Origin of the sequence: Paenibacillus sp. TCA20, from assembly GCF_000732325.1 — a bacterium.
Classification (GTDB): Bacteria; Bacillota; Bacilli; order Paenibacillales; family Paenibacillaceae; genus Paenibacillus; species Paenibacillus urinalis.
Genome location: NZ_BBIW01000004.1, coordinates 367,479 through 387,970, shown reverse-complemented (window position 1 = coordinate 387,970; position 20,492 = coordinate 367,479). Strand labels below are relative to the sequence as shown.

17 protein-coding genes are annotated in these 20,492 nt (G+C 47.7%); 6 read left to right on the top strand and 11 right to left on the bottom strand.

The window, feature by feature from the left end; all coding sequences use genetic code 11:
• Window positions 1-3: 3 nt before the first annotated feature.
• The 5 genes from TCA2_RS10580 to chrA form a co-directional block, all read right to left on the bottom strand.
• A complete protein-coding gene (locus TCA2_RS10580) occupies window positions 4-954 on the bottom strand; it encodes an ABC transporter permease (protein WP_047911556.1) in 951 nt (316 codons plus the stop codon).
• Between the two features lie 199 nt (window positions 955-1,153).
• The gene (locus TCA2_RS10575) at window positions 1,154-2,710 is read right to left on the bottom strand and encodes an ABC transporter substrate-binding protein (protein WP_047911555.1); all 1,557 of its coding nucleotides are present in this window, start codon (window positions 2,708-2,710) and stop codon (window positions 1,154-1,156) included.
• Window positions 2,711-2,821: 111 nt separating this feature from the next.
• Window positions 2,822-3,301 carry an Lrp/AsnC family transcriptional regulator gene (locus TCA2_RS10570; RefSeq protein ID WP_238546343.1) on the bottom strand — a complete coding sequence of 160 codons (480 nt, stop codon included), beginning with the start codon at window positions 3,299-3,301 and terminating at the stop codon, window positions 2,822-2,824.
• Window positions 3,302-3,731: 430 nt separating this feature from the next.
• Window positions 3,732-4,865, bottom strand: a complete 1,134-nt coding sequence (locus tag TCA2_RS10565; protein ID WP_081872409.1) for a metallophosphoesterase — start codon at window positions 4,863-4,865, stop codon at window positions 3,732-3,734.
• A gap of 77 nt (window positions 4,866-4,942) precedes the next feature.
• Window positions 4,943-6,148: a chromate efflux transporter gene (gene chrA / locus TCA2_RS10560; protein ID WP_047911553.1), complete on the bottom strand. Its 1,206-nt coding sequence runs from the start codon at window positions 6,146-6,148 to the stop codon at window positions 4,943-4,945.
• Window positions 6,149-6,379: 231 nt separating this feature from the next.
• Between chrA and TCA2_RS10555 the strand changes: the two genes are divergently transcribed.
• Window positions 6,380-7,012, top strand: a complete 633-nt coding sequence (locus TCA2_RS10555) for an NAD(P)-dependent oxidoreductase (RefSeq protein WP_047911552.1) — start codon at window positions 6,380-6,382, stop codon at window positions 7,010-7,012.
• A gap of 179 nt (window positions 7,013-7,191) precedes the next feature.
• Window positions 7,192-7,620, top strand: a complete 429-nt coding sequence (locus TCA2_RS10550) for an Rrf2 family transcriptional regulator (protein WP_047911551.1) — start codon at window positions 7,192-7,194, stop codon at window positions 7,618-7,620.
• Window positions 7,621-7,673: 53 nt separating this feature from the next.
• Here TCA2_RS10550 and TCA2_RS10545 read toward each other — a convergent pair whose 3' ends face one another.
• Together TCA2_RS10545 and TCA2_RS10540 are read right to left on the bottom strand one after the other, a co-directional pair.
• Entirely contained in the window at window positions 7,674-8,135 is a 462-nt protein-coding gene (locus tag TCA2_RS10545; protein ID WP_047911550.1) for an Lrp/AsnC family transcriptional regulator, read from the bottom strand.
• A gap of 317 nt (window positions 8,136-8,452) precedes the next feature.
• Complete coding sequence (locus TCA2_RS10540; RefSeq protein ID WP_047911549.1) at window positions 8,453-9,352, bottom strand: SDR family oxidoreductase; 900 nt, start codon at window positions 9,350-9,352, stop codon at window positions 8,453-8,455.
• A 268-nt stretch (window positions 9,353-9,620) separates the two neighbouring features.
• Here TCA2_RS10540 and TCA2_RS10535 point away from each other — a divergent pair, with 268 nt between their 5' ends.
• From TCA2_RS10535 to TCA2_RS26140, 3 genes are all read left to right on the top strand, one after another.
• A complete protein-coding gene (locus tag TCA2_RS10535) occupies window positions 9,621-9,971 on the top strand; it encodes a DUF485 domain-containing protein (protein ID WP_047911548.1) in 351 nt (116 codons plus the stop codon).
• Window positions 9,968-11,518, top strand: a complete 1,551-nt coding sequence (locus tag TCA2_RS10530; RefSeq protein ID WP_047911547.1) for a cation acetate symporter — start codon at window positions 9,968-9,970, stop codon at window positions 11,516-11,518. The genes TCA2_RS10535 and TCA2_RS10530 overlap by 4 nt, the downstream gene beginning before the upstream one ends.
• 251 nt (window positions 11,519-11,769) lie before the next feature.
• On the top strand, window positions 11,770-13,266 hold the full coding sequence (locus TCA2_RS26140; RefSeq protein ID WP_052511885.1) for a copper amine oxidase N-terminal domain-containing protein: 1,497 nt from the start codon (window positions 11,770-11,772) through the stop codon (window positions 13,264-13,266).
• Window positions 13,267-13,369: 103 nt separating this feature from the next.
• Here the strand turns inward: TCA2_RS26140 and TCA2_RS10520 are convergent, their stop codons facing one another.
• The 4 genes from TCA2_RS10520 to TCA2_RS10505 form a co-directional block, all read right to left on the bottom strand.
• Window positions 13,370-14,674 (bottom strand): arsenical efflux pump membrane protein ArsB, encoded by a 1,305-nt coding sequence (locus TCA2_RS10520; RefSeq protein ID WP_047911546.1) that lies wholly within the window; start codon window positions 14,672-14,674, stop codon window positions 13,370-13,372.
• Between the two features lie 181 nt (window positions 14,675-14,855).
• Window positions 14,856-16,475, bottom strand: coding sequence for an extracellular solute-binding protein (locus tag TCA2_RS10515; protein WP_047911656.1), 1,620 nt, complete (start codon window positions 16,473-16,475; stop codon window positions 14,856-14,858).
• Between the two features lie 63 nt (window positions 16,476-16,538).
• Window positions 16,539-17,378, bottom strand: a complete 840-nt coding sequence (locus TCA2_RS10510) for a carbohydrate ABC transporter permease (RefSeq protein WP_152557703.1) — start codon at window positions 17,376-17,378, stop codon at window positions 16,539-16,541.
• 105 nt (window positions 17,379-17,483) lie between these two features.
• Window positions 17,484-18,338, bottom strand: coding sequence for an ABC transporter permease subunit (locus tag TCA2_RS10505; protein ID WP_152557702.1), 855 nt, complete (start codon window positions 18,336-18,338; stop codon window positions 17,484-17,486).
• A 410-nt stretch (window positions 18,339-18,748) separates the two neighbouring features.
• On the opposite strand from TCA2_RS10505, the gene TCA2_RS10500 reads away from it, so the two are divergent.
• On the top strand, window positions 18,749-20,476 hold the full coding sequence (locus TCA2_RS10500; protein ID WP_047911543.1) for a sensor histidine kinase: 1,728 nt from the start codon (window positions 18,749-18,751) through the stop codon (window positions 20,474-20,476).
• The last annotated feature ends 16 nt before the right edge of the window (window positions 20,477-20,492 follow it).

The following is a 20,492-nucleotide window of genomic DNA, read 5'->3' as shown; positions in this document are numbered from 1 at the left end:
CGTCTATGCCCCCTTACCTGATTTGATACGAGGATCAATGACCGCATAGAGCAGATCCACGATGATGTTGATCACGACGACGAGAAGCGCCGATACGAGAATCGCGCCCTGAACCGTTACATAGTCACGTTTAAACACAGATTCTACAATCAGACGGCCGAAGCCCGGGATTGAGAAGATGGACTCAGTGATGACAAGACCGCCGATGAGTCCAGCTATAAGAATACCGGAGCTTGTCACGACGGGAATCAAGGCATTTCGCAGCACGTGCTTGAATATCGTTGCCCATTCATTGAGTCCTTTGGCCTTGGCTGTACGGACAAAATCCATATTAACGACCTCAACGAGCGAGGAACGAAGCATCCGCATCAGTTCAGCCGATTCTCTAAGTCCGGTTGCAATACAAGGAAGAATAAGTGCTAATAGATTGGCCTTCCAGTCGACCGAAAAAGGAACGTATCCCGATGAAGGAAGCCAGTTATTTTCAACGGTAAAATAAATAATGAGCATCATGGCGAGCCAGAAACTCGGAATACTCATGCCGCCAAGCGCTCCAAAGGAACTGAGATAGTCGATCCACGTGTTACGTTTAACTGCGGCAAGAATCCCTGCGGGTACGGCGATCAGCAATGCAACGATAAAGCTTCCGATCGTCAGCTGTATCGTGGCAGGCAGCCGCTGTGCGATGAGTTCACTTACCGGTACATGATCTGTAATCGATGTCCCCAAATCTCCTTGAAGCACATTGCCAAGCCAAGTAAAGTACTGCTGTACAATGGGCTTGTCGAGGCCAAGCTCCGCTCTTAAACTGGCTAGCGCCTCCGGTGTAGCCTCTTGACCCAGAATGACCCGGGCAGGATCACCCGGTATGAGATGGATCAAAGAGAAGGTCATGATCGACACCAAGAACAGAATGGGGATCGCGAGTAAAATACGCTTTAATACAAACATCATGAGCTCTCTCTCCCATTTTGGTTTATTTCAGAATTGTGCATGATTGACTGTGCTAAAAATTCATTATGAATGACACAAGAAAGCGAAATTTGAATTCCGCTTTCTTGTTGTGTTAGAGTGTTATTTTGCAGGCTGAGAAAGGGATTATAGGTCTTTAGAGGTGAGATGCTAAACATCCTAAATTCCTTTTCTTCAGCTGTTATTGAATATCGAGGTTCGCTGTACGGATGATGCCGTCAGGAATGTAGGTAAAGCCCTGTACTTTGTTCGATACACCGAATTTATCGTAGTTATGATAGATGTAGACATAGCTTCCGTTCTCATGAACGATATCCATCGCCTGCTGGTACAGCTCTGTACGCTTCGCTGTGTCCTGCTCCGCACGTGCGGCAATCAGTGCTTCATCAAGCTCAGGCTCGGAAATACGGCCTTGGTTGTTCGGCATGCCCGTTACGAGGAAGTCATACACGTTCTGATCCGGATCGATCCGGCCAGACCATCCCATTTGCATCGCTTCGAAGTTCCCGCTGTCGCCGTTCTCCAGCATCGTACCGTACTCGACTTTCTCAAGCTCAACGTTAATCTTGTGTGCCTTCAGCATGTTCTGAACTACGGCACCAAACTGCTCGTTCTCAGTTGTGGTGGAAATTTGCATTTTGAAGCTGAATCCGTCTGGCTTGCCGCCTTTTTCTAGCAGCTCTTGAACTTTGGCTGCATCGACTGCCGGAGACTTGTCCTGCTCTTCGTTGTAAGCAAGGCTGCCTGGTGCAAATGGTGTATGTGCCGGTGCACCGTATCCGTCGAACAATACTTTGACGATCGCTTCACGATCAAGGGCCAGATCCACGGCCTGACGCAGGTATTTGTTCTGCAGATCGCCTACGGTGTTATTCAAATGGATTCCTTGGAAGCCCATGTTTGCTTGTGCAACGACCGTCAGATTCGGGTCACTTTCCACGGTTGGAATTTCTTTTACCGGAATCTCATCAATAATATCGACAACGCCGGAGCGAAGGTTCTGTACCGCCGCACTCGTGTTCGTGAACACTTTGTAGTTCACTTCGTCGATCTTCACTTCATTCTTCCAATAGTTCTCGTTCTTCTTCAAAGTCACGTGGTCACCGCTGACCTGCTCAACGAAGGCATATGGACCTGTTCCCACCGGATTCTTCACATAGTTATCGCCATGCTTCTCAACTGCTGCCGGAGATACCATCATACCGGAACGATCAGACAGAACGGACAGGAATGGAGCAAATGGCTCCTTAAGTGTAATCACGACCGTTAACTCATCGGTTGCTTCAACCGTATCAATCGGGCTCAGCTCACTGATCCGCTTTGAGCCTTCCTGCTTATAGCGCTCAAGGTTGAATTTAACCGCCTCTGCATTAAACTCACTTCCATCCTGGAAAGTGATACCGTCATGAAGCGTTAAAGTATACGTAAGACCATCTTCTGAAACGGTATATTCCGATACGAGCATCGGTACCACTTCGCCATCCGCATTTACATCAAACAGCTTGTCATAAATACTGTTCTGTACTTGACGATCATAGAGGGAAGAGGATGACATCGGATCAAGACTTGGTGGGTCCGCCTTCAGACCAATGTTCAGCACCTTTTGTCCTGTCGTAGAGCTTGCGGCACCACCTGCATCTGTTGCTGTCTCTCCGCCGCCACCGCCGCATGCGGTTAACACAAGCAAGCTGCTCAGCACTGCGGATGACAAGAGTTTGTTCATTTTTTTCGTAAACATCTTCATGACCTCACTTTTCTATAGAATAAATTTATAACCAATCCCCTAATTAGGGACAGATCGGAATGAATAATGTGCATAATTATGCATCGAGGATAAAAAGATGAAGCTCTAGCGGACAAACTTCAACTTTGATTTGAGAACCTTGAGCTCCATGATGACATTGGTACGAGTAATGCCTTTGACTTTATTCAGCTTTTTCATTAAAAATTCGGAGAATTCATCGGTGTCCTTCGTAAACACTTGAAGCATCAGCTGATATTCACCGGTTATCAGAAGCATCAGCCTGACTTCAGGCATATCGTGAAGTGCTTCGGTGACTTCCTCCATCATTTGATCCTCTACTGCGATAAAGATCAGCGTTTCGGTTCGAATACCGGCTTTTACCGGATTGACGATACCTACTAAGCTCAGGACACCTTCATCCTGCATCTGCTGGACCCGATGCCGAACCGTCTTCTCTGTAACGTTTAACTCTTTGGCGATTTGGGTAAAGGGTATACGGGCATTCTCTTGCAAAAATCCAACAATACCGCGATCCAGATCATCAAGACCGGAGTACATTACCCGCTGATGTTCTTCTTCAGTCACATTAGGTTCTCCTTTTTCGACTCATTTTCTCATTTCATTTCCTAATTACATAACAATAATCATTTCTTTGAGTCTATTTACGATACTTTTTCCGTGAAATGGTACGAATTTAGTTTTTCTGATAGTAAAGCAGGATGGATTTAAAATCAAGCTTTTTTCCATCAAAAATCGACATTTTTTTCATAGATGAAATTTATTAAATTGATTAATATAATTTATAACTTTTGTTTACTGCTAAATACACCACTTTTACTCTCTCAATCTCGTTTTATTAGTTTATTAAGTTAAAGTGTTATCGCATTGCACCTTTCACATAACAATGTGATGTAGATGTTAATTCTTTCTTATATTTGGAAAGCTGTACACGAAAAAAACAGGCATCATGATGATCATGACACCTGCGTCTTAATGAAGAGTATAATTGAATCCATTAACCTTCTAACTTCAGCTCAATCTGAATGACTTCGGAACGGCTGGCAATTCGAATGGGCGGTCCCCAAGAACCGAAGCCGGACGACACAATCACATGCATCTTATCCTTCAGCATATAACCCCAGTCCAGCTCGAACAATCGCTTCGTAATCCAGTGGTTGGGCGCAAATTGTCCTCGGTGGGTGTGTCCGCACAGCAGTAGATCAGCTCCCGCTTCAGCAGCCTTCTCGAAGGCATACGGCTGATGATCCAGCAGTATAATCGGCTGTTCATGATCCAGCGGCGCAAGCAGCTCGGCTACAGGAAGACGTCTCTTCGGATCTGTCTTCTCTGCAGTAAGATCCTTCCTCCCGGCAATCTGGAGGGCCCCTCCCGCCGTCGTCACCGTCTCAACCTGCAGCACCTGAATGCCGAGCAGCCCCATTTCCTCTACATACTGATCAATGTGTCCGCCATAATACTCATGATTGCCGAGAACAGCATACACTCCATGCTGCGCCTTCAGCTTCTTCATCCCTTCTGACATCTTGTTCCTGAGAAAAGGCTCAATTGAATCGTCGAGCACATCTCCGGCAAGCAGGATAAGATCCGGCTTCATTTCATTCATAATGGATACGAGTCTGCCGAGATGACGGTTTCCGACGATGTTGCCCAAATGGATATCCGAAGCGACAGCAATGCGGTATGTCTCAGACTGCCCTTCCGGACTCTTTTTGCGGACCGAAATCTCATGCTGCCTGACAATAGGACTCCAAGCGTTATAGGACCCTGCCACAAGGAACAGAACGAGCAGTCCTGCAACTAACCAGCCGATAACGGGGATATATACTGCCGATTCTACGCCTGCCATATGGCTGATCCAGCCGGCAAGGTCCGCGATCGGAAGCACGATGATGAAGAATTCCAGCAGCGCGAAATAAAATGAACCCAGCACTTTGATGAACCGCCCTGCATGTCCAAGCCATTTGATGCGCCCGATCCCGTAGCCAAGTGCAATAATCGTAATGACCAGACCCAGCCATATTAGTGAAACTTCCTCAAAATACTGCGTAAGGAACAGATAAATATTCCAGCCGATATACGTATTGATGCCTGCAAATACAACAATGAACAGCAAACTATTGATAACCATCCGTCCTGTAATCCTCATCCTGATCTCAAGGCCCCTTTATCCCATAATTCGATGTATAGCAATCTATTTTGATTGTATTATACCGATGGAAGCAAAGCCATTCCACTAAATAATCCGAGCAGCACGATGATCCATGGCGGCAGCTTCCACCAGACCAGCATAACAAACAGGACGAGCGCAAGCACGAAATCATAAGGACCACGGACGGCTGAGGTGAATACCGGATCATAAAAGGCGGCAAGCAATAGTCCGACAACGGCGGCATTCACGCCTTTTAGCGCACCTTGTATTCCACTTTTTCCTCTAAGCTGCTGCCAAAAAGGAATCGCTCCCATGATCAGCAGGGCACCCGGAAGAAATATGGCTAAGGTGAACACCACAGCTCCGAGCGCTCCTTCAATGACCGTTCCCAGATAGGATGCAAACGTGAACAGCGGACCCGGAACTGCCTGAGTTAGGCCATACCCTGCCAAGAAGGAATCAGCATCAATCAGTCCTTGCGGAACCAGCTCCCTCTCCAGCATCGGAAGGACGACATGCCCTCCGCCGAATACAAGAGCTCCTGCCCGGTAGAAGCTGTCGAAATAAGCGATCCAGGATGAGCCCGTCATTTCACTGAGCAGTGGCAATCCAATGAGGAGTAGAAAGAATAGTACAAGACAGGAGATACCGAAGCCTTTTCCAATCGGAGCGTTCTCCACTGATGAGATGCTCTTCTCCTGTGCCCCCCGATACAAGTAGATGCCTGCAAGTCCTGCAGCAATAATGAGTAGAACCTGTGTGATAGCGGAAGGCCATATTACCACCAGGACACAGGCAAGCACGGCAATAGTCATTCTACTCCGATCGGGTGCAAGGCTTTTCCCCATATTCCATACGGCATGTGCCACAATCGCGACAGCAACAATCTTGAGTCCATGCATCCAGCCGATCTCGACGATGCCAGCCTGCTGCAATAAGGAAGCCGCAATAAACAAGGCGATGACAGAAGGCAGCGTAAAACCGAGCCAGGCGATGATTCCTCCAAGTAAGCCCGCCCTCATCATACCTACACCCATTCCGACCTGACTGCTTGCCGGACCCGGCAGGAAGTGACTTAACGCAACCAGATCTGCATAAGTACGTTCATCAATCCATTTTCGTCTCGTTACATATTCATTGTGGAAGTAACCGAGATGAGCAACCGGCCCTCCAAATGAGGTAAGTCCAAGCTTCAGTGCTGTTGTAAAGACCTCCCACAGCACAGCCCCTTTGTTTCGTATCGTGATCTCCTCCTTGATCATTGAATCTATGCATAGAAGTGTTTAGCTTCGGCAATCTATGATTGAAACGCTAAGCAAACCGTAGAAATTATAGCAGTGAAGTGTTAGGACAGTGTTAAATTGCTGGTGTTGACAATAGCTAATACTTGTAACTATAATGATTACATGTTATTGTAACTAATGTAGTTACAGGACATAGTGCTACTCATTACTATTCATCAGAACGGAACCATTATAGGAGGAGAATGATATATGAACATTGGAGTTATTGGAGCAAGCGGCAAGGCAGGAAGACTCATTGCAAAGGAAGCAGCAAGCCGTGGTCACAACATCACCGCCATTGTCCGTGATGCAAGTAAAGTCTCTGAATTTCCAGTCATTGAGAAAGATGTGTTTCATATTACTGCAGAAGATGTGCAGGGCCTGGACGTTATCGTTAACGCATTTGGGGCAGCTCTTGGGCAAGAGCATCTATATGTTGAAGCAGGTCAGGCTCTTATTCGCCTGCTAAGCAATACTGACATTCGTCTTATAGTCGTTGGCGGCGCAGGAAGCCTGTATGTAGATGATCAGAGAACGACACAGCTGGTCGATACACCCGAATTCCCAGCAGAGATTAAGCCGACCGCAAGTAACGCAGCGAAGAATCTTGAAGATCTGAAGGCATCTGAAGGACTCAATTGGACCTATATGAGCCCTGCTGCATTCTTTGATCCGGAAGGTAAACGTACCGGTTCCTATCAGTTAGGACAAGACAACCTGATCCTAAACAGCCAGGGTAACAGCTATATCAGTTATGAGGATTATGCAGTAGCACTCGTGGATGAGATTGAAGCGGCACAGCATAAGCACAAGCGTTTTACAGTCGTAGCTGAACAAAGCTAATGACTCCTATATAATGAAGAATGGAGACGCCTGTCCTAAGGCTTCTCCTTTTTTCGTATATGTAACTGACTCCATTCTAACCTTTGAATAATAAGCTATGAAATGACTTGTATGGCTTGCGGTTATAATATACTCATGTATACTTCCTATATAAGATCGTACAAAGGAGTTATCCGTTTATGATTACCAGCCGATTTTCTGTAGGCATTCATATATTGACACTGCTGCACTACAATAAGGAAGGCGTAAATACATCCGATTTTATTGCCGCAAGCGTAGGAACGAATCCCGTCGTGATCCGCAGAATTATGGGGATGCTGAATAAAGCCGGACTTGTGGAGGTAAGACCCGGGGTAGCAGGTGCCAGGCTTAAAAAAGACATTTCCGATATTACGCTGCTTGATATCTATCATGCCGTTCACGCCGTTAACGAGAATGCGCTGTTCTCTCTTCATGACTCCCCTAATCTAGCGTGCGAGGTAGGGCGCAGCATTCAAGGGAGTATTGAGCCCATCTTTACTGCCGCACAAAAGGCTATGGAGGACCAGCTTGCACAGGTCAAGCTCAGTGATATCGTAAATGATGTAGCACAAAAAACAGTTCAATAAACGAAATTAAAGCGAAAGGACAACCCGAATGATAATCGGATTGTCCTTTTTTGTTATGCCTCCGGCAGCATAGGTGTATGCTGCTCAAGTGCCGTATTCACTTTAACTTCTGAAAAAATAACATGCGTCAGCGTATTGGCATATGTCGATATCGCATCGATGAACTCCTCAATCTCATCCAGCTGGCTGACGGTAAGCAGCACCATATAGCATGACTTGCCTGCAATCCGGTAACAGGATAGCACCGTCGGATAACTCTCAATAAATGGCTTGAAGCGCTTATGGTCTCCATGCTGCAGCGTCACTTCAATGAGGCAGTCCATCGTAAAGCCAAGCTTCTTGCGATTGACCTGTATGGTATAGCCCTCAATGAGTCCCTGCTCCTCCAGTCGTTTGACCCTTTCTGTTACTGAGGGTGCGGACAGATTAACCAGCCTTCCCAGCTCTCTCATAGAGAGACGCGCATCCTTCTGAAGCTCGGTCAGGATGGACATGTCCACGCGATCTATTTTCATTTGTAAATCAAACCTCTCTTAATTCGTTCCATTTATAAAGCATTACTCTACATATACCTTAATATTGATATGCCAATAATGCAATCCACCCGATAAAATAGATATCAAGAAAGGTTGTGATTCATAATGATAGACAACGTGAAAAACCACTGCAGTCAGGCCGACAGCACCCTTGGAACAGAAACCAATACAACAGCCCAAGCTCCGTCAAAGTCCGAAAAAAACTGGATGTACTACTTCCATGAAATCCTGAAGGGTATAGCTATATTCAAGTAACAACGATTAAACTATATCGATTCGTCGTTTACACTCGAAGGCTAGGAGCCCACCATCGTCCCTCCGTTTACATGCAGAACCTGGCCTGTAACATAGCTGGAGTCGTCTGAGGCCAAATACACGTAAGTGGGTGCCAGCTCAAAGGGCTGACCGGCACGCTTCATCGGCGTATCTGCACCCAGCGTCTTGATATACTCTGCCGGATAGCTTGCTGGCTGGAGCGGGGTCCATATCGGACCCGGGGCAACCGCATTGACGCGAATGCCACAGCCGACCAGCTGCTCGGACAAGGACCGTGTGAAGGATACCATCGCTCCCTTTGTAGAGGAATAATCAAGCAGGAGCGGATTGCCTGCATAGGCTGTAACCGAGGTTGTCGAGATGATGGAGCTCCCTGGCTTCAAATACTTCAGTGCTTCCTGTGTCAGAAAAAAGCTGGGGTAAATGTTCGTCCGGAACGTATCATCCAGCTGCTGTGCCGTAATCGATGTGATACATTCCTGCGGAAATTGTACGGCCTGATTAATGACGAGAATATCCAGCCTGCCGAAGCAGTTCGCGGTTTCGTTCACGACTGCCCGGCAGTGTCCCTCATTTCTAAGATCGCCGGGAAGCAGAAGGCAGCTCCCACCATAGGCCTCCACCATTCGTTTCGTATCTTCTGCATCTTGGTGTTCATCCAAATAAGGGATCGAGACGCTGGCGCCTTCCTTGGCAAAAGCAATCGCCACCGCTCTGCCGATTCCACTATCTCCTCCTGTAATGATCGCAATCTTCCCTTTGAGCTTGCCGCTTCCTACATACCCTGGATTGTCCGCAATCGGCAGCGGGTTCATCACATACTCAAATCCGGGCTGGCGGTCCTGATGCTGAGGCGGGAATGTAATGGGAACTTCTTCGCATTTCACTTCCTTGCCGTAGTATGGATACATGGGAATCATATATTAGCCTCCTGTTCAGCCGTTTCTACTCGGAGCATTATATGTGCCCATTCGCCCATTGGAAACTTGCTTTTTTTATGTAAAAAAGTTGTATTACCCTGCACAAGCATGTAGTATAATAACATTGTTTTACAGAAAACCCTTTATTATCTTTGTTAAAAAGGGGGTGAATAATTGGATTGAGTTATAAGTAGTTCCGGCCGGAATTTGAGCTTTAAGCTTCATTAATTTAAAAGCGCTTACACTAATAGAATGTGAGGGATTGCATATGGAAAGTAACTTGCAGCAACGCGAGCCTGCCAAGGCAAAACGTACTCCCGAGGAATATTCTAACATTGCTAAGTCTGCTCATTTTCAACAACTGCTTCGAGACAAGAAACGCTTTATTCTTCCCTTCACGATCTTTTTCTTCTGCTTCTATTTTGCTCTGCCAATCCTCACCTCCTACACCACGATTCTGAATACACCGCTCATCGGCAGCATCACCTGGGCTTGGGTACTGGCCTTTCTTCAATTTATCATGACATGGGCTTTCTGCATGATCTACTACAAAAAAGCGTCCAAATTCGATCAGCTGTCCAATCGGATCATTGATGAGGAAAAGAGAGGTGACCTATGAATACAGCTGCTTTTATCATGTTTCTCGTTATCGTCGCCGCCACACTGCTCATCACGTACTGGGCTTCCAAGAAAACGACCTCTGCAAGCGACTTCTACACGGCTGGCGGAGGCCTGACCGGCTGGCAGAATGGACTCGCTATCGCCGGAGATTATATGTCGGCTGCCTCTTTTCTTGGCATAGCGGGCATGATTGCCCTGTCCGGATTTGATGGATTCTTCTACAGCATCGGCTTCCTCGTCGCTTATCTCGTCGTCCTGTTCCTGGTCGCTGAGCCGCTGCGAAACCTGGGCAAATATACGTTTGCCGACATGATCGCCGTTCGCTTCCATATGAAGAAGATCCGGGGCTTCGCCGCCTTCAATACGATTGCCATATCCATCTTCTATATGATTGCACAGCTGGTCGGAGCGGGTGCGCTGATCAAACTGCTGCTCGGGATCGAATTTACGACCTCGGTCATTATCGTCGGCATTCTGATGACGGTTTACGTTATTTTTGGCGGGATGCATGCTACCAGCTGGGTACAGATTGTTAAGGCCTTTCTGCTCATGGGCGGAACCTTTGTTATCTCGATCCTGGTACTCTACAAATTCGATTTCAGCATTACCGGCATGTTCTCTCATATGACTACTGCCACGCCGCATAACGAGAATTTCCTGAATCCCGGAATCAAATACAAGGATGGGCTCGACACGCTGTCCCTGACAATGGGTCTTGTACTCGGAACGGCAGGACTCCCGCATATTTTGGTCCGCTTCTTCACCGTAAAGGACGCCAAAACAGCACGCAGCTCTGTCGTATATGCAACCTGGGTCATCGGTATCTTCTATGTCATGACGATCTTCCTTGGCTTCGGTGCTGCCGCATTCGTAGGCAATAGCGCCATCATCGCGCAGGATCAGGCAGGCAACATGGCCGCGCCTCTGCTGGCACAGGCGCTTGGCGGAGACATGATGTTTGCTTTCATTTCAGCTGTAGCCTTCGCCACGATTCTGGCGGTCGTTGCGGGTCTCGTGCTCACTGCGGCTACGGCGTTCTCGCATGATTTTTACAATCAGATCTTACGCAAGGGGCAGGCGACGGAGAAGGAGCAGATGAACATGGCTCGTTATGCTTCCATCGGAATCTCCATTCTGTCCATCCTGCTTGCGCTTGTCGCGCGAAATCTGAATGTCGCCTTTCTCGTCTCCCTTGCGTTTGCAGTGGCAGCCAGTGCTAATCTGCCGGTCATTCTCTACACGATCTACTGGAAAAGATTCAACACCAACGGCGCCATCTGGGCCATGGTGGTTGGCCTTGTCACGTCGGTGGGCCTTGTGCTAGTTAGTCCGAACGTCATTCACCCGGAGGCCGGTAAAGCAATCTTCATGGGCGAGCCCCTCTATCCTTTCTCGACCCCGGGGCTGATCTCGATTCCGCTCGGATTTCTGGCCGGCTATGTGGGAACACTGCTGTCCCGCAAGAAAACAATAGAGGAAGACGAGCAAGCAAGCTACGACGAGATTCTGGTGCGGTCCAATACTGGACTGGATAATACGGTTTAATTGATTCGTTTTACTTATCATCCGTTTTTGTTGCGATAACCTCCGGCTGTAATGTACAGCTGAAGGTTATCTTTAATTCAGGCAGATCGTTCTACCCTCACGCCCGTCCACTTCAACTAACTGTGACCTACGCTGTTTTTCTATGTAAAGCGAAACTTCCTACTAATTTCTGCGTTTTAAATGTGGCAAAGTGCGAGTTCACTTGTCCGCAAGCCTATCAATTCAGACATCCAAGAAGGAGACTTAAACAGATGAAACACAAATGGAAGCAAGCCGCTCTGATCGGTTGTGCCGTTCTTGGCATAACAGCAACGCTTAACTTATCGGGACAAGCTGCTGCAGCGGTGAATACGAGCCCGGATCTCAACACCCTCTTGAAGGACAGCGTAGCGTTGTCGATCGGGAGCCCGAACAGCCTGTCTTTTGGAGAGGCAAAATTCATTGATAAAGAAAATTCCGAAATAACTCCTTATATTAAAAATCAGCGCACATTGACGCCGCTTCGCTTCATCAGCGAGAATCTCGGAGCTACAGTAACCTGGAATCAGGCAGCTTCGACTGTAACGATCAAGGATGGCCCAAATACGATGAAAATTACGCTGGGCAGCAGCACCGTATGGGTTAACGGCAAGAAATTCTTACTTGATGCACCAGCCGAAATTAAGCAGGGCCGTGTCTTCGTGCCGCTCCGTTATATTAGCGAAACCTTGGGACTAACCGTATTTTATGAACGTGGTCTTATTGTCATTGGTGATAAATCGGTTCTTACACCGAAGCAGGATGCTCAAACAGTTGATTATATTCAGTATGTACTTGCCCCGGATCAGAAAATGCTGCTTACCGAGCATGTTACTGAGGCTGTAAGCCACCCCGACAAGCCGGTCATCTATACGATTGACGACAGCAAATCTCGAATCCGTGCATATGATCTTGTGAATCAAAAACAGGCGGCTGTCTCCCCTGCCTTTAAGGAAACACCAAGAAAGATGACCTACGCAAACGGTGAGTTATACGTCATCTTCACTTACACAGAATACAATAATACGGAGACCGAAGCTGGGGTGATACGGGTGCTTGACCCCGACACGCTGAGTGTTAAGGATTCGTGGGAAATTGATATTACTCCTTACAACATCGTTGCTGACGACAGCGGAAAAGTCTATGTAAATTCTGGTTCGGACAGACAGTACGTGTTCAAGAGCTATGATCGTTATACTCACCAGGAGCTTTCCTCTATACGAAATTATTACAATAAAACCAACATCGTCATGCACCCGGATCAAACTAGAATCTACGGTGTTAATCAAGGGGTAAGTCCAAGAGACATGGAAGTATTTCATGTAAATGAAGGGATATTCACCTCAAGATATGACTCACCTTACCACGGTGATCATGACATGGGTACTGTCATTGCAGTGACTGGCGATGGACGCTATATTATTAACAGCTCAGGCGCTGTATTTACTTCGACCAAAAGCAAGAGCAGTGATATGTATTATGTTGGGACTATTCCTGCTTTTGATGCCATTGCAACCAGTCCTGACCATGAGGATCAGTTCTTTGTCGTCAAAGGTAATCTGGTCTATCAAATCGACGCGGATACGATGCTGCCCCTGAACACCTTCCGTACAGAAGGCACCGCTGTCCAATTAATGATGTCCAAGGACAAGCTTATTGCCATTACCAAGATCAAAACATCAGGCAGCAACATTACCAAATCAGCGGTAGAAATGTTGAAGCCTCTATAACCAAGCTATAGTTGCTATATCACTGAAATGAACTTCTCAATTGTTTAAAACATCAAGAAGAGCCTTCCCTTGCGGGTTAGGCTCTTCTTCGGTATGTCCACCTCTACAAAATAAGAAGCCACAGGTACAAGCCTAGCAGCGTAATAAACAAGGTTGGAATCGTAATGATGATGCCTGTTTTAAAATAAGTCCCCCAAGAGATCTTGATTCCCTTGGCAGACAGCACATGCAGCCAGAGCAGGGTCGCAAGTGAGCCGATCGGCGTTATTTTCGGTCCAAGATCAGAACCGATCACGTTCGCATAGATCAACGCTTCCTTCACCGCTTGAGTCGTCTCTGCGGCATCAATCGCAAGGGCGCCAATCATTACGGTCGGCAGATTATTCATAATGGATGAGAGGATGGCCGCGATGAAGCCCATCCCGATCGTTGCAGCGAACAAACCTTGATCAGCTACAGCACCGATGGCATCCGCCAAAATGTCTGTAAGCCCTGCATTCCGCAGTCCATACACCACGACATACATCCCCACCGAGAAGAACACAATGCTCCACGGTGCACCTCGGACGACCTCCTTAGTCTGAATCGCCGGACTTCTTCTCGCGAGTACGAGGAACAGAATTGCAATGATTCCTGCTACCACCGATACCGGAACACCGACAAACTCACACACAAAATATCCGATGAGCAGCAGTCCCAGCACATACCACGAAATACGGAACAGCTTCGGATCCTTGATCGCTTCAGATGGTGCCATCAGCTCTGAATCGTCAAACCGCTTGGGAAAGCTCTTGCGGAAGAACAGATACAATACGAGGATGCTGGCGCCAAGAGAGAACAGACTCGGGACGATCATTCGACTCGCATATTCGCCAAAGCTGATGCCGAAGAAGTCGGCAGAGACGATATTAACCAGGTTGCTCACAATGAGCGGCAGTGAAGTCGTATCCGCGATAAACCCGCTTGCAATGATATAAGGGAACACCTTCTTCTCATCAAATCGGAGGGCACGGACCATCGCCAATACAATCGGAGTCAGAATCAAGGCTGCTCCATCGTTAGCGAAGAAAGCCGATACCAGTGCGCCGAGAACACTGATATACACGAACATCCGAATTCCATTTCCTCTGGCCGCCTTGGCCATATGGAGGGCTGCCCATTCAAAGAACCCGATTTGATCCAGAATCAGGGAGATCAGAATGATGCCAATGAAGGCCAGCGTCGCATTCCAGACAATCTGGGTGACATCATAGACATCTCCGAAGCTCACGACCCCGGCCAGCAGTGCAATAACCGCCCCGCCGCATGCGGACCAGCCGATCGACAGGTTACGGGGCTGCCATATGACAAGTACTAAAGTAATTACAAAGATAACGCAGGCTAATATTGCTGTAGCCACAAATGACATCCCCCATGCTCACGAACTATATTCTTTAAATGCTAATCCATTTCAATATAACGAACCTCATTATATAAGTATTGGCTGATGTTCACAATCATTTTTGAAATGCCATAATCAGACGCAGAAAAGCACCCCTTATCGGAGTGCTCTTTGGAGTGCTCTTCCCTAGTCTTAGGAAAAAATTCAATTACTGCACGCTCGTATACCTCGCATACGCTTCGGTCCGGATCTGAACCAATCGCTCCAGTCCCATATCATTCAGCTGCTTGAGGTATCCATCCCATTCCTCATCAATGGTACCTTCCGTAATCCATTTGGCACGATTGGTACGGACGTATCCATCAATATCCGTTGTCAGTGTCGGCAGCTCCTGGAACTCCTCACTGCTGTACATGACATTCGGGAATGGTGTTGTCACATAGTCAGCGCCCAGCTTATCAATGACCAGCTTCAGACCATCTCCGACCGTTTCATCCAGAATAATGTTCTGTTCAAAGCTCGGACTGACATATTTCGGTCCAAAATCTCGCAGTGACTGCTCCCAATACCATGCATCTGCGCTCGTACCCTCTGGTGGACTCATCAGTGCATACGTATCATTGTCCTTCTTCTCAATGACAGTACCGATCGCTCCCCAGAAATTTTGAATACTGGCTTCATTTGTATAGAACTGATCTGCCCAGCGGGCGACGACCTCAGGGTATTTGCTGGAAGTCGTGATCAGCAGCTCATTGCGTCTGAAGCTGAGCCCTACAGGGTCTCCTGCCTGATAACGCTGCCCGTCAGGTCCGGCAAGGGTTGGAATTGCCTCATATTCATCTTTCCATTTGCCGAACACCGCATCCGGTATCCACTGGTTCGTGAATCCGATGAGCGCGGCATCCGGGTTCTGATGCTTCGCTGTAGACATCGTATTATCCTGTGTGAACAATTCAGGATCAATCAAGCCTTCTGCATACAGCTGATGCGCCCATTTAATCGCTTCTTTATATTGCTCGGTTACTGGATAGAAGACCGGCTTGCCATCTTGAATCATCATGCTGCTGGCATTAATATCCGTAATACCAAACGGACTCAGCAGATCACTGCTGATATCACCCGAGCCGCTGATCGGGATTTCATCCTGCTTGCCGTTACCGTTCGGGTCCTGCTCCTTGAAGGCCTTGAGCACCTGATACAGCTCATCCGTCGTTTCTGGAACCTCGAGTCCCAGACGATCCAGCCATACCTTGTTAATAATCGGCTGATTCATGGACTTCGGTCTCGAAGGCAGTCTTGCCGGCAGAGAGTAGATTTGCCCATCCGGGAAGGTACTGATCTTCTTCAGCTCCGGGGTCTCCTCCATAGCAGCCTTCAAATTCGGCATATACTGATCAATATACTCATCCAGCGGACGGAAATAAGCCAGGTTGTTCACAATATCCGAATCCGAGAATACCGCATCACCCAGGATCACATCCGGGAGCGTGCCGCTCGCCAGCATGATCGATTTTTGCTCACCCCAGTCATTGGAGGACATGACCTGCCAGTTGATCTTGACATTGGTCTGCTGCTCCAAGTCCTTAAGCCACTGGTTTTGCGTAAATGTATCCCCCATATTGCCCCACCGCACCGTCAGCACATCCAGCGTGATCGGTTCATTAACGATAGGCAGCCCCTCTTGATTAAAGACAGCTTCATCTACGGCCTGCGGCTCCTCTGCTGTTTCATTGCTGCAGCCGATTAGCCCCAGGAGCAGTGTTGACGCCAGGACAACCGAAGTCAGCAGCTTCAATCGATAGGCTCTATTCCTATACTTCATCCCCATATTCATCGATCCCCTCTTATAAAATCCAGACCCTATATCAGCGCATTACAGACTACATGACGGCTATTGCTTCACGGCGCCAATCATCACCCCCTGATTGAAATACTTCTGTACGAATGGGTAAATACACATGATCGGCACCGTTGCGACAATAATGACCGCATAGCGCATCAGATTGGCAAGACGCAGTGCAACGGCCGCTGCCTCTCCAGTTCCCATACTGGACTGCATCTGATTGGTAATCAGAATATTGCGCAAAATGAGCTGCAGCGGATACAGATTCGGGTCCTTCAAATAGATAAGTGCATTAAAATACGAGTTCCAATGGCCCACCGCCGTCCATAAGGCAATCACAGAGATCACAGCTTTGGACAGGGGAATAACGATCTGCAGGTAGTATCTCAAATTGCCGCAGCCATCGAGCTGTGCCGCTTCCCACAAATCTTCAGGGATGCTGTGCTGAAAAAAAGTCCGGGCGACAATAATGTTATACACGGCAACCGAGAACGGAAGCACCATCACGAGAAAGGTATCATACATATGGAAGTCCCTGATCGTAAGGAAAGTAGGAATAAGCCCTCCATTAAAAAACATCGTGAAGATAAAAAAGAGCGAGATGGCTCTGCGGCCAAATAAATCCTTGCGGGATAACGCATAAGCTGCGGATATATTCACCACAAGGCTGATGACCGTACCAATGACCGTATACAAAATCGTGTTCCGATACCCAATCCATATATTCTCATGCTTTAGCAGCTCCTGATAGCCTGCCAGTGTGAACCCTTTGGGGAACAGCCACACCTGACCGTTCGCCACAGCTGCCGGATCACTGAACGAGGCGATGATAATAAAATATATCGGATACATGAGCACAATGAGCAGCATGATGGCAAACACATACATGGCAATCTCCAGCACTCTATCCGAGGAACGATTGTTAACAGGCCGGGCCGCTTGCCGGGGCACATCCACATGATCCACTCTTTATTCCTCCTCTCCTGTAAGCTCCTACCACAGGCTGTTCTTGCTGTATTTCTTGGATATCTCATTCACCATGATGAGCAGGATGAAATTAATGATCGTATTCGCGAGGTTAATGGCGGACGAGAAGCTGTACTGGCTGCTGAGCATCCCTATCTTATAAACATAAGTGGAGATAACCTCACTTGAGGAGATGTTCAAGTTGTTCTGCATCAGGTAGACCTTCTCGAAACCGACACCAAGCAGGCTCCCCACTCTCAGGATCAGCAGTGTGACGGCTGTCGGCATGAGCATCGGCAGGTCGATGTACCATATTTTTTGCCACCGGCTTGCTCCGTCCATCGTGGCCGCTTCGTACAGACTCGGGCTCACAGCAGACAACGCCGCAATGAAGATAATGCTGTCCCAGCCGGTATGCTGCCACACATCGGACCATACATATACACTGCTGAACAACCCCGGTGATCCCATCAGATTAGGGGCCTCCGCACCAAACAAACGGTAAATGTGGCCGATCAGACCTGTGCTTGGCGATAAGAGAATCAGTAGCAATCCCACCATAACGACGGTCGAGATGAAATGCGGCATATAGGTTACGGTCTGAAAAAAACGCTTGAACCGGTTCTCTCTCATCTGGTTGATCATCAGTGCGAGCATGATGGGAATCGGAAACGTGGCCAGACTGTACAAGCTGAGGATCAGCGTGTTCTTGATCGTCGTATCAAATTGATAGGAATTAAAAAATTTCTCGAAGTACTTGAGACCTGCCCAGGGACTGCCTTCGATGCCAAGGGCCGGACTGTAGTCTTTGAAGGCAATGACGATGCCATACATCGGAATGTAAGCAAATAGCAGCAGCAATATTACAGCAGGCAGCAGCAGTAAATATAGACCCCAATTCCGCTTGATCTGCTGCAGCGCAGGTGCTCTTTTCCGATGACTCTGTTTTACATTTAAATCCGCTGTTCTCACATCCGCTCCCCTTTCCTGTCAGGTGCTTATCGAAGCGCTTTCAAGCTTAACTTCTCTGTCCTGACTTGAGTATACTCCGCGTGAAGGTTACGTACTGGACTTGTAACCGAGAGGATTCGGACTTTTCATTCGTTCCGCTTCCCTACTCTGTCCTGACAAGGCATGTGCTTTATGGGGGATTACGGACTTCTTCATGCACAATCCAGACTTTGTGCAAAAATGACCTGGCAGCCATGTTCTTTTGACAACAGAGGAATTATAATATCAATACCATATAATAAAACGCTTACATTCTAAGCGTGAGGAAAGGAAGCTTGACGATGGATAGGGTTATCAAGCATACGCAGCGCAGGTCACATCCCATCCGGCATTATGTCAAAATTACGCTTCTAATCACCATCTCCACTCTTCTGCTTGATCTCGCCATCAGCATGGCCTCGATCTCGATCGTTAAACAGCAGTCCACACGTTACCTCCAGGATACGGCCGATCTCTACCTGACAAGAATCAATCATGACTTTGATTATATCAATCATTATATGGGCTGGACGCTGGCCAACGACGACAACATTGCTGCATTAGTACCCAAGCGACAGAGCAGTGACTACGACGAATTCCTCGAAGCCAATGATAATCTGCGTAAACGCTACACAGAGCTGCAGAAGAACTACGGACCCGAGTACAATTTCTTCTATTATTCCAGCGATGAGAAGCTCCTCCGCAATTATGCGCCCATGAGCATCACTTATCCCGAGTACCAGGAGCTTGGACAGCAATTGGTCAGCTATACGAGCGATCCCAATGTCTATGACAAGTTCTATTCCAACTGGACGCCCATTCTCATCCAGGATAAGTACTACATCATCAATATCGTGCCTTATCATGAGCAATATCTGATGTGCCTTATTTCTGCAGATGATCTCATCGCGCCTCTAAGACAGATTAATTTAGGAAAGAACGGCTTCTCTACTCTGGTTGATCAGGACGGCAGAATCTTGTCCAGTCCTGCAGCAGATATGGAACAGAGTCAAGAATCCGGGTTCAGCTTTCCATTCATCTCGGGTCCACGGACGACCGTAAGCAAGGCGTTCACCGATTCTACCATTAACGTGAAAATGTTCATTGAGTTCGGCGCATTCGAGAAAATGATGGTCGCCCAGCTCCTGATCCTGCTCCTGTTCGTTATTGTGGCGTCCTCCCTGATCGTTGTCGTTATGTATTTCAAGGGCAGAGTGCTGAAGCCAATCCAGCAATTCTCCAAAAACCTCTCGAAGATGGCAGAGTCCAGCGAGCCGCTGGACTTCACCAGCAGCCCCATCATTGAGCTGTCAGAAGCAGGATTACAGTACAGAAATCTCATCGAGCAAATGAAACAGATCAAGATCGATATGTATGAACAGGAGCTGTCCAAGCAGCAGGTGCAGCTTGAATATATGAAAATGCAGATCAGACCGCACTTTTTTCTCAACTGCCTCACCAACATCTACAGTATGGCCCAAATGCAAATGCACAAGGAGATCGAATATATGGCCCTCTCCACCTCCTCGTACTTCCGGTATATTTTCCAGAATAACAATCACTTTGTACGGCTTGGAGATGAGATTGAGCATGTCACAACTTATCTTGAAATCCAAAAGCACCGGTATCGGAATGCCTTCACCTACGACATTAAGGGAAGTGACGCCGTTCGGGAGATGCTGCTTCCTCCACTCGTGCTTCAGACCTTCATAGAGAATGCGGTGAAATATGCCGTATCGAGAGATAACAAGCTGCAGATTCAGCTGCAATTGAAACAGGAGATGGATAGCAGCGGCCGTGTCCTCAAGATCGTAATTGAAGATTCAGGACCCGGATTTCCCGCAGAAATCCTGGAGCAGCTTCAGGCTGGTCAGCCGCTTGAGATGATCCAAGGACACAGAATCGGAATTATGAACACGCTGAAGAGGCTGGAGTCGCTGTACGAGGGAGAAGCCCGGGTGGATTTTTCAAATCAGATCTATGGTGGTGCCTGTATTCAGCTGTTTCTGCCACAGCCCCTGCAAGCCTAACCTGAAGGAAGGAAGG

What these genes read in the sequence shown, in the direction of transcription:
- TCA2_RS10580 (WP_047911556.1), bottom strand. Translation starts at nt 954, where the DNA reads ATGATGTTTGTATTAAAGCGTATTTTACTCGCGATCCCCATTCTGTTC.
- TCA2_RS10575 (WP_047911555.1), bottom strand. Translation starts at nt 2,710, where the DNA reads ATGTTTACGAAAAAAATGAACAAACTCTTGTCATCCGCAGTGCTGAGC.
- TCA2_RS10565 (WP_081872409.1), bottom strand. Translation starts at nt 4,865, where the DNA reads ATGGTTATCAATAGTTTGCTGTTCATTGTTGTATTTGCAGGCATCAAT.
- chrA (WP_047911553.1), bottom strand. Translation starts at nt 6,148, where the DNA reads ATGATCAAGGAGGAGATCACGATACGAAACAAAGGGGCTGTGCTGTGG.
- TCA2_RS10555 (WP_047911552.1), top strand. Translation starts at nt 6,380, where the DNA reads ATGAACATTGGAGTTATTGGAGCAAGCGGCAAGGCAGGAAGACTCATT.
- TCA2_RS10550 (WP_047911551.1), top strand. Translation starts at nt 7,192, where the DNA reads ATGATTACCAGCCGATTTTCTGTAGGCATTCATATATTGACACTGCTG.
- TCA2_RS10545 (WP_047911550.1), bottom strand. Translation starts at nt 8,135, where the DNA reads ATGAAAATAGATCGCGTGGACATGTCCATCCTGACCGAGCTTCAGAAG.
- TCA2_RS10540 (WP_047911549.1), bottom strand. Translation starts at nt 9,352, where the DNA reads ATGATTCCCATGTATCCATACTACGGCAAGGAAGTGAAATGCGAAGAA.
- TCA2_RS10535 (WP_047911548.1), top strand. Translation starts at nt 9,621, where the DNA reads ATGGAAAGTAACTTGCAGCAACGCGAGCCTGCCAAGGCAAAACGTACT.
- TCA2_RS10530 (WP_047911547.1), top strand. Translation starts at nt 9,968, where the DNA reads ATGAATACAGCTGCTTTTATCATGTTTCTCGTTATCGTCGCCGCCACA.
- TCA2_RS26140 (WP_052511885.1), top strand. Translation starts at nt 11,770, where the DNA reads ATGAAACACAAATGGAAGCAAGCCGCTCTGATCGGTTGTGCCGTTCTT.
- TCA2_RS10520 (WP_047911546.1), bottom strand. Translation starts at nt 14,674, where the DNA reads ATGTCATTTGTGGCTACAGCAATATTAGCCTGCGTTATCTTTGTAATT.
- TCA2_RS10515 (WP_047911656.1), bottom strand. Translation starts at nt 16,475, where the DNA reads ATGGGGATGAAGTATAGGAATAGAGCCTATCGATTGAAGCTGCTGACT.
- TCA2_RS10510 (WP_152557703.1), bottom strand. Translation starts at nt 17,378, where the DNA reads ATGTATGTGTTTGCCATCATGCTGCTCATTGTGCTCATGTATCCGATA.
- TCA2_RS10500 (WP_047911543.1), top strand. Translation starts at nt 18,749, where the DNA reads ATGGATAGGGTTATCAAGCATACGCAGCGCAGGTCACATCCCATCCGG.